The following is a 17,438-nucleotide window of genomic DNA, read 5'->3' as shown; positions in this document are numbered from 1 at the left end:
GGTCAGGTCATCGTCATGTCGGCGCGGTCGTCGTCGGCAAGAAGTTTTGCATCGACGACGGACCAGCGCAGATCGACCGTGTCACCAATCGAGAACGGTGTGGCTTCCAGCGACGAGCGCACGATGGCGACCGAGCCATCGCGAAGCGTCACCTGGTATTTCGAACCCGACCCCAGATAGATCGCCTCGCTGACTTCACCGGTGAGGCTGTTCTGCCCTGCGGTCAAAGGCGTTTTTGCGCTGGCAAGCGAGAGCTTTTCCGGTCGCAGCAGGACCACCGGCTTCTGGCCGCCGGCGAGCTTGCCGCCGGCAACGATCTTCTGGCCGGCGATCGTCAGGCTGGTCTCGTTTCCGGACGTCTGGGCATCGCCGCGCAGGCTGGTCGATTCGCCGATGAACTTCGCTACGAACAAGGTCGTCGGCTCGTCATAGAGCTGGCGGCCCGTTCCCACCTGTTCGATGCGTCCCTGGTTGAACACGGCGATCCGGTCGGAAAGCACCAGCGCCTCTTCCTGATCATGCGTGACGTAGACGAAGGTGGTGCCGAGTTCGCGGTGGATACGCTTGATTTCCAGCTGCAGCCATTCGCGCAGTTTTTTGTCGAGCGCGCCGAGCGGCTCGTCCATCAGGAGCAGCGGCGGATCGAAGACGATGGCGCGCGCCAGCGCCACGCGCTGCTGCTGGCCGCCAGAGAGTTCGGCTGGATAGCGATGCGCGAAATCGGCCATCTTGACCATATCGAGGGCGCGCGCGACTTGGCGATCTCGCGCCGGCTTGTCCATGCCGCGCAAGGTGAGGGGATAGGCGACGTTCTTGCCGACCGTCATGTGCGGAAACAGCGCGTAATGCTGAAAGACGACGCCGATGTTGCGCTTGTGCGCCGGCAGAGCGACGATGCTTTTGCCGCCGACGGCGAGGTCGCCGGCGGTGAGGTCGGTGAAACCCGCGACGACGTTGAGCGTGGTGGTCTTGCCCGAGCCGCTGGGTCCGAGCAGCGTCATGAACTCGCCCGGCTCGATATGCAGGCTGACATCGTCGAGCGCGGTGAAATTGCCGTAACGCTTGGTTGCGCCCTTGATGTCGATGGCCGCGCCACGTTCCCTCGCAGTCATCTCAACTCCTCGTCGATTTCGAGCTGATGATCAGCCCGGCGCTGATGATCAGCGTCGTGGCAATGAAGATGATGGTTCCGACCGCCGTCACCGTGGGATCGGCGTCACGGGTGATGCTGGTGAAGATCTGCACCGGCAGGGTCTTCAGGTAGGGGCTGGTGATGAACAGCGCGACGATGATTTCATCGAAGGAGGTGACGAAGGCAAACAAAAGACCCGACAGGATGCCGGGCGCGATCAGCGGCAAGGTCACGGTGCGGAACGTGGTGAAGCGGTTGGCGCCGAGGCTGGCCGCCGCCGTCTCCAGCCGCACGTCGAAGACTTCGAGGCTTGCCGACACGGCGATGATGACGAAGGGGATCGCCAGCATCGTGTGCGCGATGACAAAGCCGGTGGTGGTGCCGACGAGCTGGTAGTCGAGATAAACGGCGTAAATGCCGATGGCCAGCACCACGCCGGGCACGATCATCGGCGTGATCAGGATGGCGCGCAGCAGGCCGGCGCCGGAATGTTTCATGCGGCTGAGGCCAAGCGCCGCCAGCGTGCCGATCAGCGTGGCGGCGACGGCGACGAGGCCCGCGACCCTGAGCGAATTGAAGAAGCTCGACAGCCAATCGGGATTGGTGAAGAAATTCGCGTACCACTGCCAGGAGAAGCCGGACGGCGGGAAGGCAAGCGACTTCTTCTCGTTGAACGACATTGGGATGATGACCAGCGTCGGCATCACCAGCCACACGGCGACCAGCAGGCAGAACAGGCCGAGCAGAATGCGGAATGGGGCCAGCCTCATGATCTGGACGCCTGCTTGTGGCGCTGGCGCATCAGCGGCGCGGCGAGCGCCAGAAGCACGAAGGTCGCGACCAGCAGCACGACGCCCATGGCGCCGCCACGGCCCCAGTTGAGCAGGCTGAGCACCTGGCTCTGCACCAGCGTCGACAGCATGGTGCTGCGCGGGCCGCCGAGCAGGGCCGGGGTGATGTAGAAGCCGAGCGACAGGATGAAGACGATGATGGCGCCGGCGAAGACACCGGGCAGCGACAGCGGCAGATAGATCTGCAGGAAGGCGCGTGCCGGCCGCGCGCCGAGGCTGCGTGCGGCCTGGACGAGGCGCAGATCGATGCCGCGCATGACCGAATAGAGCGGCAGGATCATGAAAGGCAGCAGCACCTGCGCCATGCCGATGACCACGCCGGTCTGCGTGCGGATCAGCTTCACGCCATCAAAGCCGAGCAACCTGATCACGGAATTGATGATGCCGGAATCCTGCAGCAGGATGACCCAGGCCAGGGTGCGCACCACGCCGCTGACCCAGAACGGCACCAGCACGCAGAGGATGAGGACGAGCCGCAGGCGCGGTCCGACCGCCGTCATGAGATAGGCGTAGGGATAGGCGGCGATGACGCAGACGATGGTGACCCAGGCGGCGATGGAAAAGGTGCGCCACAGGACCGTGACGTTCACCGGCGTGGAAAAGAACCAGACGTAATTCTGCAGGCCCCAGGCGGGGTCCGAAAAACTGCGCAGCGTGACGGTCAGCAAGGGATAGCCCATCGCGGCGATGAGCAGGAGCAAGGCCGGCATCGCCAGCAGCGAAGGATAGGCGGCGAGGCGCGGGCGCCGTTGCGGCCTCGGCAGGGCGCCCGACGGCCGGGGATGATCACCCCCGGCCGTCGGCGTATGCGATGTCTGGCTCACGCCGTCACCTTGGCGGTAGCCGGCTCAGTTGCCTGCCATCAGCGCCGTCCACTTGTCGGACGCGGTGGCGAAGTTGGCGACCCAGAACTTGATGTTCTGCTGGTAGCCGAGCTTGGCGTGGTCCGGCGTGTTGGTCAGGAAGGCGCCGACGGAAGCATCCACCTTGGGCTGTGCCTCGTTGTTGATCGGCGAGTAGGATGTCTGCTCGGTCAGGATCTCCTGCGATTTCTTGCCGAGATAGGCGTTGATCAGCGCGTAGGACGCATCGGTGTCCTTGGCGCCGACCGGGATGGTCAGCTGATCCATGACGACCAGCCAGTCCTTCCACACGGGCGTGTAGGCAGCGCCGTTCTTGACCGCCGTCATGGCGCGGCCGGTCCACATGATGATCATGTCGGCCTCGCCGGATTCGGCGAGCTGCTGGGATTCGGCGCCGGTCTTCCAGAAGATGGTGTCCGGACCGATCGCCTTGATCTTGGCGATGCCCTTGTCGATGTCGGCCGGCGTCATGGCGTCGACCTTGCCGCCGTCGGCCAGGATGGCCTGTTCGATCAGGCCGCCGATCGGGCTGCCGCTGCCGTCGATGGCGCGCGTGCCGGGGAATTTCGCGGTGTCGAAGAAATCCTTCCAGTCCTTCGGCGGATTGTCCTTGTACTTGTCGTTCTTGTACATCAGGACCATGCCGTAGTTCATCGCCGGCACGCTGCATTCGCCGACCTGTCCGGCCGGGATGTGCGAGATGTCGAGCTTGGTCAGGTCGAGTTTCTGGAACAGTTTTCCGCAATGCACGAAGGGTGGAAAGTCGTCCGTATCGACGACGTCCCAGGTCACATTGCCTGATTCCACCTGCGCCTGAAGCTTGGCGATTTCGGTCGGTCCGTCGTTCAAGAGCTTGACGCCGGTCTTGTCGACGAATTCCTTGAGCGCGGCGACCTGGCCGTCCTGGTAGATGCCGCCATAGGAGACGAAGGTCAGCGTCTTTCCCTTCAGCGACCCGTCCACCACGGTCCCGGCCGGCGGTGCGTTTTGCGCGTGAGCGGCGGCCGCGAGCAAGGCCAGTGCGGCGGCGCCGACAAACCCGGCCAATCTTGATCTGCTTCCCATTTTCTAACCCTCCGATGGCTCGCTGTTTGATTTTGGCAGACCGGGCGCGAGCGTTTTCCGGGCTACATATTGGTCGAGGTCGACGGCGCCGCTGGTCGGCGGCGCGATGATCCAGAGCACTTCGGCCACCGTGTCGCCGATATTGATCGTCCGGTGCGGCGTCGAGGTCGAATATTCGATGCTGTCGCCCTCTTCGAGGATGAAGCTCTCCTCGCCGAGCGTCAGCTGCAGCCGGCCGCGCAGCACGAGGAACATCTCATGCGCGTTGCCGTGCGTGTAAGGCACGTCGCCGGTCGAGCCGCCGACGGCGAATTCGCCGCAATAGACTTCCATCTCATGGATCGGCCGGCGCGACAGCAGCGTCTTGCGGTAGCCCTCGCTGGTCGGCAGCGCCGGCCGTTCGGCGCGTGTCAGCACCGCGTGCGGCGAGACTTCGCATTCGTCGAAAAGATCGGCGAGGCTGATGCCGAGCGCATTGGCGATCAGCATCAGCGTGCTGGTGTTGGCCCCCGAAAGGCCGCGCTCAAGCTGGCTCAGGAAACTGGCGGTGGTGCCGATCATGTCGCCGAGTTGGCGCAGCGTCAGGCGTCGCGTGGTGCGATAGGCCTTGATGCGATCGCCCAACACCGTCGAGCGGCGCGCTTCCGCGCTGGACGCGGCGCTGTCGTCTGGGATGTGATCCTCGGCAATTTTCATGGCGATCTCAGGGTTCACTTAACATGCTATTAAGTGAGGCCTTCTGGCAAGCGGATTCGCCTGCTCACCTGAAAATCATCGATGGACCTGCATGCTCGGCCGGCCGGCGGGAGCAGGGTGCCGGTTCGGCCCGATCACTGGATCATGAAGCGCGAACTGAACGGCAGGCTTGCCGCGCCGACGGCCTTGGGGCTGATGGTGACGCGCGCCGGCAGCGCCTGGATGTCGGGGAATTCCCGGCCGATGTCTGCGCACAAGGCCTTGGCGATTTTCTGCGGCGCATAACTGGACAGGACCACCGTCCTGAACTCGACAAACTGGGTCAGTGCGGAGATCGACGCTTTCAGGCGATTGGAGCATTCCCCCAGCCATTCGCTGTAGGCCTCGCCAAGGTCAGGCCACTCAGGGCTGCTGCTCCAGATGATTTCGGACGGGCGCCCGCGCCTGGTCAGTTCGCTCTCCAGGCGCACAAGGCCATGATCGAAGCTGGCGCTGGAGTTTCCCTTGTAGATCTGGTGGTTGAGGATGAGCCTGCTCTGCAACCGTGCTCCGAGATAGAAGAACAAATAGTCGTTCAGCGGCTTGGCGACACCGAACATGCTTTCGCCGCCGGCCACTGCGGTGATGTCGTTCTGCACGAAAACCGGCAGCTTGCTCTGCTCTTCGATCTCGCCTTGCAGAGCCTTGAGGGAGGTGCTCGATCCGTTGCGGGTTGCAGCCATGGCGTCGACCTCGTCGGGGACTGCCAGCCCGATGCCGGCGACCCGGCTGCGCGCCTCGACCGGCAGGCTCGTCATGGCTTGTCCGATCGCCCCCAGCAAATCACTGCTTTGCGGAAAGGGATTGGCTTCATCCGCCGGCAACTGCTTGTGGAAGCGCACGGTGCCAATGAAGTCGATGAGCGCGATGTCGATCCTGCGCCGGCTGAAGCCGACACCAACCGCATAGGCGCCCTCCGGATTGAGCGAAAGCGGTATGGTGGGCGGCCCGACCCGGCCGCGCTGCGCCTCGCCTTGCGAGACCAAGCCTTCCTGCTCGAGCGAACGGACGATGACCGAGGCTGTCTGCGCCGACAGGCCGGTCTTCTCGCCGATTTCCATCCGCGAAATGCCTTCGTTCTGAAGCAGCAGCGACAGCACCAGCCGCTCATTGTAGCTGCGCACGCTCAACGCATTCAGCCCGCTCGCACGATCGGCGATGCGCAAGGGGTTGGGTGGTGCGAATCTCATGTCAGGCAAGGGTCGCTCCGTCGGCAAGAGCGCGTTGCCTGGTGGCGCCGGGATTGCTCATGTCGAGCGGCTCCAGCCGATGGCATCGACCGCGCGGGCGAGCGCGGTGCCCAGCAATCTGTGCGCCTCGGCATCGATGTGAAACCCGTCCGCTTCGCTGCAGGACACCACCGAGCCGGCATCGAAAAAGTGGAGTTCAAGCGAGTCCGCCAGAACCTCGAACTCGAGCGCCAGCAGGCGCGATTTCTCCGGCGCGCCGGCGAAGATGGACTTCCATTCCTTGACGTCGTCCTGCATCGGCGGCGGCGCCACGATCATGATCTCGGGCGTGGTGCCGCCCGGCCCGGGCGCCAGCTCCTTGATGTCGTAGACGAGGCAGCCGATGCCCATCGCCACTTCCGACGGCGGCTTGTTGAAGCGGATCTTCAGGTCGTTGGTGCCGAGCATGATGATGACGAGGTCGAGCGTCGCATGGCTCTGCAGGCAAGGGCGAAGATAGGTTCGGCCGTTCTTGTGGGCGCCCTCGATCGGATCGTCGTGGACAGTGGTTCGGCCGCTCAATCCCTCCTCGATGACGTACCAGTCGCCCCCCAGCTGAGCACGCAATATCCCCGGCCAGCGTTCACCCGGACCATAGCGCTGGAGCGGTCCTTTGCCGGGCATTTGGCCGTGCGTGTTGGAGTCGCCGTAGCACAAGACAGATCGCATGTTTTTTCCCGTCGGAACTGACAGCACGCCGAAGCCGGCGAGCGCCATTCATGATGGATAGCGGAGCGGTGAAAGGCAAGCAAGGGAATAGTCATTCAACATGACTAACTATTGACAGGCCGAATCCGCTGTGCTTCTAAAGTGCCCGGAGGAGTTCTCGACTGTCATCATCGTCCAGCAGAAGTTGGGCTTCGACACGCATGTGTCGGGGGCGGGAGAATTGCGTGCATCGGTCGGTTTGCGACGCCGGGCATGCATTGGGAGAGCGTCTCGCGGTCCGTGCGAATTCGTACGGCCAGGGCAACCACAAGGAGGAGAATTCAATGTTAGGATTGCTGAAAACCGTCGGTTTGGGAGTGCTCGTCGCATCAGCGCTTGCCGTGACGTCCCTGGCGCATGCGGAAGATGTCAAGCTGATGGACGGCGTCGCGCCGCGCCCCGACGACACGCGCATGACCGCGGCCGGTGCGTTCAAGAAGGACCCGCCCTGGGTCATCGGAATGAGCGACTTCGGCGTCAACGCAAACACCTGGACGGTGCAGGTGGCGCATGAGGCGGAGAACGCCGCGGCAAAGGACAAGCGCATCTCGAAGTTCATCCTGCTCGATGCCGGCTTCGACCAGAAGAAGCAGGTGGCTGACATCGAGGACCTGATCGCGCAGCATGTCGACGCGATCATCGTTCAGCCGGTCACCAGCACATCGGCGAATGCCAGCATCGCCAAGGCGGTCGCCGCCGGCATCCCCGTCATCCTTCACACCGGCCGCATCGATTCCGACGCCTACACCACCGAAATCCAGGGCGGCGCCGAGCACTTCGGCAAGGTGATGGGCGACTGGCTGGTGAAGACCGTCGGCGACAACGGCAAGATCTGGGTCCTGCGTGGCCTGGCCGGCCATCCGGAAGACACCAACCGCTACAACGGCCTCCTGGAATCGCTCAAGGGCACGCATGTGCAGATCATCGCCGAGGAGCATGGCGACTGGCAGTACGACAAGGCCAAGAAGCTGTGCGAGACGCTCTATCTGAACAATCCGCAGGTCGACGGCATCTGGTCGTCCGGCGCCGACATGACGCGCGCCTGCGTCGATGTCTTCAAGCAGTTCGGCACGCCCATTCCGCCGATTTCGGGCGAAGGCAACAATGGCTATTTCGGCCAGTGGATCACTGATGGATTCAAGTCGATCTCGCCGGAATACAGCCCCGCCCAAGGTGCGGCCGGCGTGCGCGCCGCTGTCGCCCTGCTCGAGGGTCAACAGCTCTACAAGCGCTATGTCTACAATCCCGACGGCTGGGACAAGGACAAGGCCGCCAAATACTATCGCGACGACCTGACGGCCAATGTCTGGTGGCCGAGCGAACTGCCCGAGGACAAGCTCAAGGAATATTACGGCAAGAAGTGACGGCGCCGTGGCTGGCGGGGAGTGGACAAGCATTCCCCGCAGGCCGTTCCATCTGTCGAATCCGGTTCGTTCGAGGGTTTCGTGACCAATCTTATCGAGATGTCCCACATTTCGAAGGCGTTCGGAGGGAGCAAGGCGCTCCACTCCGTTTCCCTCGATCTCAAGGCGGGCAGTGTTCACGCCCTGATGGGGGAGAACGGCGCCGGCAAATCGACATTGATGAAGATCCTGGCGGGCGTGCATCAGCTCGATTCCGGCGAGATCTTCATGAACGGGGAAAAGCTTGATCTGAAGTCGCCGCGCGACGCGCTGAATGCGGGCATTTCGACCGTTTTCCAGGAGCATTCGCTGCTGCCCAATCTGTCGATCGCCGAGAACATGTTTCTCGGTCGGGAACCGACGACCCGGTTCGGCTCGATCGACTATTCCGCGATGAGCAGCCAGACCGCCAGGGCGCTTGGCGAACTCGGCCTCACGCTCGACCCGTCACAACTCGTTTCCAACCTGACCATCGCCGAGCGGCAGTTCGTCGAGATCGCGCATTGCATCCAGGCCGACGCCAGTGTGCTCATCCTCGATGAACCAACGGCAGCCCTCAATGCGGCCGATGTCGATGTGCTCAACCGCAACATCCGCCGGCTGCGCGATAAGGGAAAGGCTGTCGTCTACATCTCGCATCGCATGGAGGAGATCTTCGAGCTGTGCGACACGGTGACGGTGCTGAAGGACGGCGCACTGGTCGGCACCAGGATGGTGTCCGAGATCACCACCGACGAACTCATCGCCATGATGGTCGGACGCGAACTCCAGGACCTTTTCCCCGATCGCACCGATGACAAAGGCGACGAGATCCTGCGCGTCGAGAACCTCAGGATCACCGAGACAGCGCAGCCGCTGTCGCTGACTTTGCACAAGGGCGAGATCGTCGCCCTGGCCGGGCTGGAGGGGCAGGGCCAGCAGCGCTTCCTGCGATCGCTGATCGGCCGCTACCATCCCTTCGCCGGGACGATTTCCATCAACGGCAAAGCGCTGAAGATGCCGCTCTCGACATCGGCGGGCGTTCGTCATCTGCAGCAGCTGAAGGTCGGCTTCGTGCCCGAGGACCGCAAGGAAGAGGGGCTCTTCCTCGCTTTGCCGATCGCCCACAACATCGCCATCGGATTGCATTCGAGGCGATCCGAACTTGCGCCGGCGCGACCCTATCGAAGCGTCATCGCGCACATGATGGAGGTCATGAACATAAAGGCGGCAGGGCCGTCCGCTCCGGTCGGCTCCCTGTCGGGTGGCAACCAGCAAAAGGTCTTGCTCGGCCGTTATCTTGCCGCCGATCTCGATCTTCTGCTGGTCGAGGAGCCAACCCGCGGCGTCGACATCGGCGCCAAGTCCGAGATCTACCATCTGCTGCGCGACTTCACCCGCAAGGGCGGCGCCGTGCTGGTGCTGTCTCGCGAGACGATCGAATTGATCGGGCTCTGCGACCGCATCTACGTCGTCCATCACGACACGATCGTTGCCGAAATGCCGGCAGCGCAGGCGACGGAACACAAGATCCTCGACGCGGCCCTGATGGGCGGCTCCACGCGCCAGCATTAGGGGCCTCCATGCATCGTTCGCTTTTCAACATCCTGAGTGGCCGGAATACGCGGCAGGGCCTGTGGGGCCTGCCGCTGCTGGTCGCCTTGTTCATTTCGCTGTGGCTGACCGTCGAGACGACACAGTTCGCCACGGCTGAAAACCTCTTCAACCTGGTTGCCCAGGCGATGCCGCTGATCATCGCGGCGATCGGGCAACTCGTCGTCGTGCTCATCGGCGGGCTCGATCTGTCGATCGGCTCGGTCATCAGCTTCACCACGGCGGTGCTGGCGCTCGACCAGCCGGCGATCGTGCTGATCCCGGCGGTCTTCGTGCTGGCCGCATTCATCGGCTTGATCAACGGCCTGGCGATCACCCGCTTCAACGTCCATCCGATCATCGCGACGCTGTCGACGCAGTACATCGTGCTCGGCGTCACGCGCATCTTGCGTCCCGTCTCCGGCGGCACCGTGCCGGAGATCGTCATCGCCGCCGTCTCGGGTAGTTTCCTCGGCATTCCCTATCCGGTTTTCTGGGGCATCGTCGTGATCCTGGTGGCGTGGAAGCTGCTCTACGGATCGCGATACGGGCTGCATCTGTTTGCGATCGGCGGCGGCATCGCTTCGGGTGCAGAGAGTGCTGCCCGCAATTTCGGCGTGGCCGACCGTCGCAACATCATCCTCGCCTATGTGGTCTGTTCCTGTTTCGCGGCCGTTGCCGGTGTCTTCCTGGCCGGGCGCATCGTGTCGGGCGATCCGAATGTCGGGCTGCTTTTCGAACTCGACACCGTCACCGCCGTGGCCCTTGGGGGCACCCAGCTCTCAGGCGGCATAGGCAGCCTGCACGGCACGGTGATCGGCGCGCTGGTCATGGCGCTGCTGGCCAATGGCATGAACCTCGCCAACGTCTCGCCCTTCGTCCAGACGGCGATCAAGGGCGGCATCCTGCTGGCGGTGGTCGGGCTGCAATCCCGCAAGAAGATGGGGCTCTGAGCAATGGCTGCCGTTCTCGCAAATCCGATCGCCCGACGACTGCTGCGCATACCGCCGTCCTATTTTGTCTTCCTCGTGCTGCTGGCCACGCTGTGGATCGCACGGCCGAACATGCTCAACCTCAACATCATGGGCATCTTCATCAGGCAGATCGTCCCGCTCGGTATCCTGGTGCTGGGGCAGCTCGTCGTCATGCGGGTGAAGTCGATCGACCTCTCCGGCGGCGGCATCATCCTCTTGATCAACTATTTCATCTCGTCGGGCAGTTTCCCGGGCGCGTCGCTGCCATTCTTCGTCGTGCTGGCGCTCGCCACGGGCCTCGTCATCGGCCTGTTCAACGGCTTCATGATCGGCAACCGGCGGGTGTCGGCCGTCATCGTCACGCTGGCGGTCAGCATCATCCTGGTCGGGCTGGTGCAATTCCTGTCGAGTGGCAATCCACCTGGCGACGTGCCGAAGCTGTTCAACGACCTCTACAACACGAAATTCCTGTCGGTTCCGACGCCTGTCCTGTTCTGGATCCTGCTGACCGCCGCGGTGTGGCTGCTGCTGTCGCGGACGGTGTTTGGCCGCTACGTCGCCTCGGTCGGAGAGAATGCCGAAGCAGCCCATTTTTCCGGCGTACCGGTTCAGCGCACGGTCATCTTGGCGCATACGCTCGCCGGCCTGATCGCGGCGATCGCGGCCCTGGTGCAGACAGGTTCGATTGCTGTCGGCAGCGTCCGCGTCGGTCTCGACCTGCCGATCCTGGCCGTCGCGGCAACGATCCTTGGCGGCGTCGTCTTCGGCCGTGGCGACGGCGGCGTCTGGGGGCCTTTCTTCGGTGCGCTGTGTTTTGCGCTGCTGTTCGTGGTGATGACGGTGCTCGGCATCGACGAGCCCGGCAAGCTGATCGCCCAGGGCGTCATCATCCTCGGCGCGGCGATCTTCTATGGAGTGCGCGTGCGAACCCCCTGACTTGAAGCAGCGAAGGCAAACCGCACCGGCGTCCGCCCGGACCGAACCGCGCGTTCAGACAATTGGCAAACAGATGGAGAAACATGGATGTCACCGCCAAAAAACATCATGTGCTACGGCGACTCGCTCACCTGGGGCTGGGTTCCGGTCAAGGAGGGCTCACCGACCCTCCGCTATCCCTATGACCAGCGCTGGACGGGCGTCATGGCGGCGGCGCTCGGAGCGGGCTATCACATCGTCGAAGAAGGCTTGAGCGCACGCACGACCTGTCTCGACGACCCCAACGATCCGCGCCTGAACGGGGCCAACTATCTGCCCTCGGCCATCGCCAGCCATCTGCCGCTGGACCTGGTCATCGTGATGCTCGGCACCAATGACACCAAGTCGTATTTCCGCCGGACGCCCTACGAGATCGCCAATGGAATGGCGAAACTGGTCGGGCAGATCCTGACCAGTGCCGGCGGCATCGGCACTCCTTATCCGGCCCCGAGGGCGCTGGTCATTGCGCCACCGCCGCTGACCCCGATGCCCGATCCGTGGTTCGAGGGCATGTTTGGCGGCGGTCACGAAAAATCCAGGGATCTGGCCAGGCAGTACAAGGCGATGGCGGATTTCATGAAGATCGACTTCCTCAATGCCGGCGATTTCGTCACCACGGACGGTGTCGACGGCATTCATTTCACTGCCGCAAACAACGCCGATCTGGGGCGCGCCGTCGCCGACAAGGTCAAGTCGATCCTCGAGCCGAGCAAGGTCAGCACCGCCGCTTGAACCCGCCACGCCCGTCGGCTTGCGGCACACAGGCCCAGGGCGCAGGTGTATCGCTCGTTTCCTCCGGCGATACACATCGATACGGGGCCGTTTGGCCCCGTATCGATGTGGTGCTCGACGGTGGCAGACCTGTGTTGATCAGGGCTTTGTTCCCGGAACATCATCGGCGGACGCTTTGGTCTGGCGGTCGAAAACGACCGCCAGCCCGTTCTTGACGGCAAGCGTGGCGACCATGTCGTCGAGTTCGCGATCGGGAATGGCGGGTTTGAGGACGTGCCGGATGGCCTGATAGGCCTGCTCGGTCGACACATAGTCGTAGCGCTTTTTGCGCGCTTCCACATATTGTTCGATGAGAATGCCCAATCGGCGGGCGGCGATGTCATCTCGTTGCTGCAAGGGAGCCTCCTCAAGCGTCGATCATCTGCAGACCCCTAGGATGTAAAAACCCGCGCCGCGAAAGTTAAGGCCTGCGGCAGGCTCGAAGCCAAATAAATACGCTGTCGTCACCGACGAACAGCGCGGCGGCCGGCGAGCCTTGCTTAGGCCTTGTCAAAATCGGGCGGCAACGATCGAGCCCCGAGCGCGAAGCGATCCGCCAGACCTGCATTCACAACAGCTCCGACAGAACGGCCATGAAGTGGTCGTTCTCCGATGCCGAGCCGATGCTGACGCGCACATAGGTGTCGAAGCCCTGCTGCTTCCACGGTTTGACGATGACGCCTTGGCGCAGCAGGCCCTCGACGAAGACGGAGGCATCTTGCCGGCAGTTGAAGAACAGGAAATTGCCCCTGGAGGGGGCGACGCCGAGCCCCTTGCTCTTGAGGAAAGTCTCGACGCGTGCTCGTTCCGCCATGGCCCGCGCGACGACCCTGGCGAGGTGTTCATCATCGGCGAGCGCCGCCAGTGCGGCGGCCTGGGCCATGGCGTTGGCATTGAAGGGCGTGCGGACACGATCGAGCAGCGCGCGCAGCTCCGGGTCGCCGACGATGCCGAAGCCGATCCGCAATCCGGCAAGCCCGAACGCCTTGGAAAAGGTTCGAAGCACGATCCAGGGCCGGTCGCGTCGGCTTAGGTAAGGCAGGGACGACGTATAGTCGTCGCCCTCGGCATATTCCGCATAGGCTTCATCGATGACGATCAGTGTCTCGTCGCTCACCGCATCCAGAACCCTCGACAGATCGCCGCCGGAGAGCCAGCTGCCGACCGGGTTCATCGGGTTCGAGAACAGCAGCATGCGGGGCCGTTCGCGCACCGCCTCGACCAGCGCGTCGACATTGATGGTGAGATCGTCGTCGACGGCAACGCGTTTGACGGTCGCGCCCATCAGCGTCGCATAGTCCTCATGCAGCGGGAACGACGGATAGAGCGTGACGACGGCGTCGCCTGGCCGCAACACGGCCCGGCTGATGACGGAGAGAAGGTCTTCGGAACCGTTGCCTAGGATAATCTGGTCCTCGGTGACGGCATATTTGTCGGCGATCGCCTGGCGCAGCTTGCGTCCGGCAGGGTCCGGATAGAGGCGGAACATCTCGGACCCGGCATGCATCGTCGTGGCCAGCGACGGGCTTGGCCCGAGCGGGTTTTCGTTCGAACCTAGTTTGGCGATCCTGGCCGGCGCGTATCGTTGTTGCACCTCGTCAATGGTCAGCCCGGAATTGTAGGGCGAAAGGCGGTTGACTTCGGTGCGAACCATATCCGAGGCTTTCGACACGGGCGGGCTCCTCTGCGGCGGATTTCGTCATCAGTACCGCAGCTGAAATAGTTTGTATATGCTTGTATATGTAACTTGATCTGATAGCCTCGAAACTGATGCCGAAGCCGACACCGACCAGGAGGATCACATGCGCAATGCTTCTCTCTTCGATCTCTCCGGCAGGAAGGCGCTTGTCACCGGCGCCAGTCGCGGCATCGGGCGCAGCATCGCCGAAGCGCTGAGCGCGGCCGGCGCCGACGTTGCGGTCGCGGCGCGCAGCCTCGCTTCGCTGGAGGACACCGTGGCAGCCATCCGCGCCGCCGGCGGGGTGGCGCATGCCATCGCGCTCGATGTCACCGATGTCGGCCGCTGCCGCGCAGCCACCGACGAGGCGGCCGGCCTGCTTGGCGGCCTCGACATTCTCGTCAACAATGCCGGCGTGGAAGAGGTTCGGCCCTCGCTCGATGTCGACGAGGCGCTGTGGGACAGGATCGTCGACACGAATCTCAAGGGAGCGTTCTTCTGCGCCCAGGCCGCCGCGCGACAGATGCGGGACGCCGGGCGGCCTGGCGCCATCATCAACCTGTGCTCGCTGACATCCGAAGTCGGAATCCCCACGGCGGTGCCGTATGGCTCGTCGAAGTCGGGCCTGCTCGGCATGACGCGGGCGCTTGCGGCGGAGTGGGCGGAGCTTGGCATAAGGGTCAATGCGATCGCACCGGGCTATTTCAGGACAGCGATGACTGATGTTTTCTACAGCAACGAGGCATGGCAGCACTCCATGCTGGCCAAGATCCCGCAGCGCCGTTTCGGCGACCTCCACGACCTGCACGGCATCGCGGTGTTCCTCGCTTCGGATGCGGCAGCCTACATAACCGGCCAGTCCATCCCGGTCGATGGCGGCTTTCTCGCCTCGATCTGATCTTGCGGTTTGTCTGCGTCGTTTCGATCGGAAGGATGATGGAAAAATTGCTGGCGACCATCATACATACATGTATATACTTTTGCCCGAGTGAAGCCTCTCGATGGCTTTGATCCTTGTCCCGGGTCGACCTGTCGGCCTGCAGAACTATGGCCGATCAGCGCCAACCGTCATTGCGTTCCAAGAGTTCCAGGAGAACGAGCAGCCATGTCCGACATCAGCTTCCATGATTTGTCATCCATCGATGCCGACCAGCGCGCCAGTCTGCTGAAGCGCGCCGAGGCCGATCTGACGGTCTTCGTCGAGAAGGTCCGGCCGATCATCCAGGCCGTCAAGGACGAAGGCGACGCCGCCTTGATCCGCTTTGCCAGGGAACTCGACAAGGCCAATGTCGCCGAGGGCGAACTGCAGGTGTCGGAAGCCGAGTTCGATGCGGCATTCGACAAGGTCGAAAAGGATGTCGTCGAGAGCATCCAGTTCGGCATCGACAACATCAGGCATTTCCATGAGGAGCAGAAGCCGGAAACGATGTGGCTCAAGGAAGTCCGGCCGGGGGCCTATGCCGGCGACCGGTACACGCCGATCGCGTCCGTTGCGCTCTACGTGCCGCGCGGCAAGGGCGCCTTTCCGTCGGTGACGATGATGACATCGGTGCCGGCGGTGATTGCCGGCGTGCCGCAGATCGCTATCGTGACGCCGCCGACATCGGATGGTTCGGTGGATGCCGCAACGCTCGTCGCCGCGCGCCTCGCTGGCGTGGGGACCGTCTACAAATGCGGCGGCGCGCAAGCGGTCGCCGCCGTCGCCTACGGCACGGAAACGGTGAAGCCCGCGCTCAAGATCGTCGGCCCCGGCAGCCCGTGGGTGGTGGCGGCCAAGAGTGTGCTGTCGTCGGTCATCAACACAGGCCTTCCAGCCGGTCCGTCGGAAGCGATCATCTTTGCCGATGACAGCGTCGACGGCGGCCTTGCCGCGCTCGACCTGTTGATCGAAGCCGAGCACGGGCCGGATTCCTCGGCCTATCTGGTGACGCACAGTCGCAAGGTCGCCGAAGCCGCATTGGCTGCAATCCCGGAGCACTGGTCGCGGATGACCGAGCAGCGTGTGGAGTTCTCACGCGCGGTGCTGACCGGCAAGCGCGGCGGCATCGTGCTGACGGCGTCGCTGGAAGACAGCTACCGCTTCATCAACGACTATGCGCCCGAGCACCTCGAGATCCTGTCGAAGGAGCCGTTCGCGCATCTCGGGCGTATCACCGAGGCGGCCGAAATCCTGATGGGTCCGCACACGCCGGTGACGCTGGCCAACTTCGTTCTCGGACCCAATGCGGTGCTGCCGACTAGCCGCTGGGCGCGAACCTACGGGCCGCTTTCGGTGACGGATTTCGTCAAGCGTTCGTCGGTCGGCTATGTCACCTCGGCCGCCTATCCGGAACTCGCCCTGCACGCCCGCAGGCTCGCCCGTTATGAAGGGTTCAGTTCGCATGAGAACGCGGTCTCGGAGATCCGCGACCGCTACCTCGCCGGCTGAGCGGACACGATCGCGATGAAGGCCGCTCGACTCTATGGACCTGGTGACCTGCGCGTCGAGGATATCGCCGCGCCGGGCGCGCCGGATGCCGGCTGGGTGAAGCTCAGGGTCGACGCTGCCGGCATTTGCGGCTCGGACCTGCACAATTTCCGCACGGGCCAATGGATAAGCCGATCGCCTTCGACGGCCGGCCATGAGCTGGCCGGCACGGTGACCGCCATCGGCGCGGGCGTCGACACCGTCGCCATCGGCGACAGGGTGGTCGCCGATTCCCGGTTCTGGTGCGGAGACTGCGCGCAATGCCAAGCCGGCAGGCGGCATCTCTGCGCGTCGCTGGGCTTCGTGGGGGAGATCTGCGACGGCGGATTTGCCGAACAGGCGGTGCTGCCCGCACGGCTTTTGCATATCATCGATGCCGGGCTCGACGAGCGGGTCGCGGCGATGGCCGAGCCGCTGGCGGTGGCGCTGCACGCGGTGCGGCGCCTGCCGAAGACGGCAGGCGCGGTGCTGGTCGTCGGCTGCGGGCCTATCGGCGGTCTTGCCGCGCTGCTGCTGTCGCGAACCCTCGCCGGCACCGTGCTCGTCGCCGACCGCAACCAGGTCCGCTGCACCCGAGTGGCGCAGGTGACCGGTGCGACGATCGTAGATCTGAACCGGGATGCCATTGCCGCCGCAACCGCCAATGCCCCTTTGCTCGCGGCCGTCGAGGCGACCGGCAGCATCGCTGCACTCAATCAGTTGCTCGGCGTTCTCGATCCCGGCGGCACGCTCGCCATGGTTGGCATCTTCCATGGCCGCCTCGACATCGATCCCAACATGCTGGTCGAACGCGAAATCGGGTTGCTGGGATGCCATGCCTTTGCCGACGAACTGCCCGAGGCCGTGCGGATGCTGGGCGACCTGAGCGAACCGCTGCTGGCGCTGATCGACCAGGAGATCGGCCTCGATGAGGTTCCCGCCGCCTATCAGCGGCTGCTGGCGGGTCGCAGCGACGGCTTGAAAACAATCATCCGCATGCCGCAACCTGTCGAGCAGTCGTGATTTCCGATAAATC

At 63.6% G+C, this 17,438-nt stretch carries 17 protein-coding genes; 8 read left to right on the top strand and 9 right to left on the bottom strand.

Translation table 11 applies throughout. The features are described 5' to 3' along the window. Positions 1-2: 2 nt before the first annotated feature. From EJ076_RS27550 to EJ076_RS27520, 7 genes are all read right to left on the bottom strand, one after another. The gene (locus tag EJ076_RS27550; protein ID WP_126069979.1) at positions 3-1,112 is read right to left on the bottom strand and encodes an ABC transporter ATP-binding protein; all 1,110 of its coding nucleotides are present in this window, start codon (positions 1,110-1,112) and stop codon (positions 3-5) included. A 1-nt stretch (position 1,113) separates the two neighbouring features. Next, the gene (locus EJ076_RS27545; RefSeq protein ID WP_126069978.1) at positions 1,114-1,902 is read right to left on the bottom strand and encodes an ABC transporter permease; all 789 of its coding nucleotides are present in this window, start codon (positions 1,900-1,902) and stop codon (positions 1,114-1,116) included. Further along, the gene (locus EJ076_RS27540; RefSeq protein WP_126069977.1) at positions 1,899-2,807 is read right to left on the bottom strand and encodes an ABC transporter permease; all 909 of its coding nucleotides are present in this window, start codon (positions 2,805-2,807) and stop codon (positions 1,899-1,901) included. The genes EJ076_RS27545 and EJ076_RS27540 overlap by 4 nt, the downstream gene beginning before the upstream one ends. Positions 2,808-2,831: 24 nt before the next feature. Further along, positions 2,832-3,911, bottom strand: a complete 1,080-nt coding sequence (locus EJ076_RS27535; protein WP_126069976.1) for an extracellular solute-binding protein — start codon at positions 3,909-3,911, stop codon at positions 2,832-2,834. 3 nt (positions 3,912-3,914) lie between these two features. Further along, positions 3,915-4,607 (bottom strand): XRE family transcriptional regulator, encoded by a 693-nt coding sequence (locus EJ076_RS27530; RefSeq protein ID WP_126069975.1) that lies wholly within the window; start codon positions 4,605-4,607, stop codon positions 3,915-3,917. Between the two features lie 134 nt (positions 4,608-4,741). Continuing rightward, on the bottom strand, positions 4,742-5,836 hold the full coding sequence (locus EJ076_RS27525; RefSeq protein WP_109660217.1) for an ROK family transcriptional regulator: 1,095 nt from the start codon (positions 5,834-5,836) through the stop codon (positions 4,742-4,744). A gap of 57 nt (positions 5,837-5,893) precedes the next feature. Further along, positions 5,894-6,544: an SGNH/GDSL hydrolase family protein gene (locus EJ076_RS27520; RefSeq protein ID WP_126069974.1), complete on the bottom strand. Its 651-nt coding sequence runs from the start codon at positions 6,542-6,544 to the stop codon at positions 5,894-5,896. Positions 6,545-6,867: 323 nt separating this feature from the next. On the opposite strand from EJ076_RS27520, the gene EJ076_RS27515 reads away from it, so the two are divergent. The 5 genes from EJ076_RS27515 to EJ076_RS27495 all read left to right on the top strand — a co-directional run bounded on the left by EJ076_RS27515 (position 6,868) and on the right by EJ076_RS27495 (position 12,239). Next, entirely contained in the window at positions 6,868-7,947 is a 1,080-nt protein-coding gene (locus EJ076_RS27515; protein WP_126069973.1) for a substrate-binding domain-containing protein, read from the top strand. An 81-nt stretch (positions 7,948-8,028) separates the two neighbouring features. Then, on the top strand, positions 8,029-9,540 hold the full coding sequence (locus EJ076_RS27510) for a sugar ABC transporter ATP-binding protein (RefSeq protein ID WP_126071158.1): 1,512 nt from the start codon (positions 8,029-8,031) through the stop codon (positions 9,538-9,540). Positions 9,541-9,548: 8 nt separating this feature from the next. Beyond that, entirely contained in the window at positions 9,549-10,511 is a 963-nt protein-coding gene (locus tag EJ076_RS27505) for an ABC transporter permease (RefSeq protein WP_126069972.1), read from the top strand. A 3-nt stretch (positions 10,512-10,514) separates the two neighbouring features. Next, positions 10,515-11,468: an ABC transporter permease gene (locus tag EJ076_RS27500; protein ID WP_126069971.1), complete on the top strand. Its 954-nt coding sequence runs from the start codon at positions 10,515-10,517 to the stop codon at positions 11,466-11,468. A gap of 87 nt (positions 11,469-11,555) precedes the next feature. Beyond that, positions 11,556-12,239, top strand: coding sequence for an SGNH/GDSL hydrolase family protein (locus EJ076_RS27495; protein ID WP_126069970.1), 684 nt, complete (start codon positions 11,556-11,558; stop codon positions 12,237-12,239). A gap of 138 nt (positions 12,240-12,377) precedes the next feature. On the opposite strand, the gene EJ076_RS27490 is transcribed toward EJ076_RS27495, so the two are convergent. Beyond that, complete coding sequence (locus tag EJ076_RS27490) at positions 12,378-12,635, bottom strand: hypothetical protein (protein ID WP_126069969.1); 258 nt, start codon at positions 12,633-12,635, stop codon at positions 12,378-12,380. Positions 12,636-12,846: 211 nt separating this feature from the next. Beyond that, the gene (locus EJ076_RS27485) at positions 12,847-13,950 is read right to left on the bottom strand and encodes a histidinol-phosphate transaminase (protein WP_126069968.1); all 1,104 of its coding nucleotides are present in this window, start codon (positions 13,948-13,950) and stop codon (positions 12,847-12,849) included. Between the two features lie 130 nt (positions 13,951-14,080). On the opposite strand from EJ076_RS27485, the gene EJ076_RS27480 reads away from it, so the two are divergent. The 3 genes from EJ076_RS27480 (at position 14,081) to EJ076_RS27465 (ending at position 17,425) form a co-directional block, all read left to right on the top strand. Beyond that, entirely contained in the window at positions 14,081-14,854 is a 774-nt protein-coding gene (locus EJ076_RS27480; RefSeq protein WP_126069967.1) for a glucose 1-dehydrogenase, read from the top strand. A gap of 207 nt (positions 14,855-15,061) precedes the next feature. Beyond that, positions 15,062-16,384, top strand: a complete 1,323-nt coding sequence (gene hisD / locus EJ076_RS27470) for a histidinol dehydrogenase (RefSeq protein ID WP_109660233.1) — start codon at positions 15,062-15,064, stop codon at positions 16,382-16,384. 15 nt (positions 16,385-16,399) lie between these two features. Next, positions 16,400-17,425, top strand: coding sequence for a zinc-binding dehydrogenase (locus EJ076_RS27465; RefSeq protein ID WP_126069966.1), 1,026 nt, complete (start codon positions 16,400-16,402; stop codon positions 17,423-17,425). Positions 17,426-17,438: the final 13 nt, after the last annotated feature.

It is taken from the genome of Mesorhizobium sp. M7D.F.Ca.US.005.01.1.1 (assembly GCF_003952545.1).
Classification (GTDB): Bacteria; Pseudomonadota; Alphaproteobacteria; order Rhizobiales; family Rhizobiaceae; genus Mesorhizobium; species Mesorhizobium loti.
Note: the sequence above shows the minus strand (reverse complement) of the source record. Positions and strands in the feature narration are given on the sequence as shown.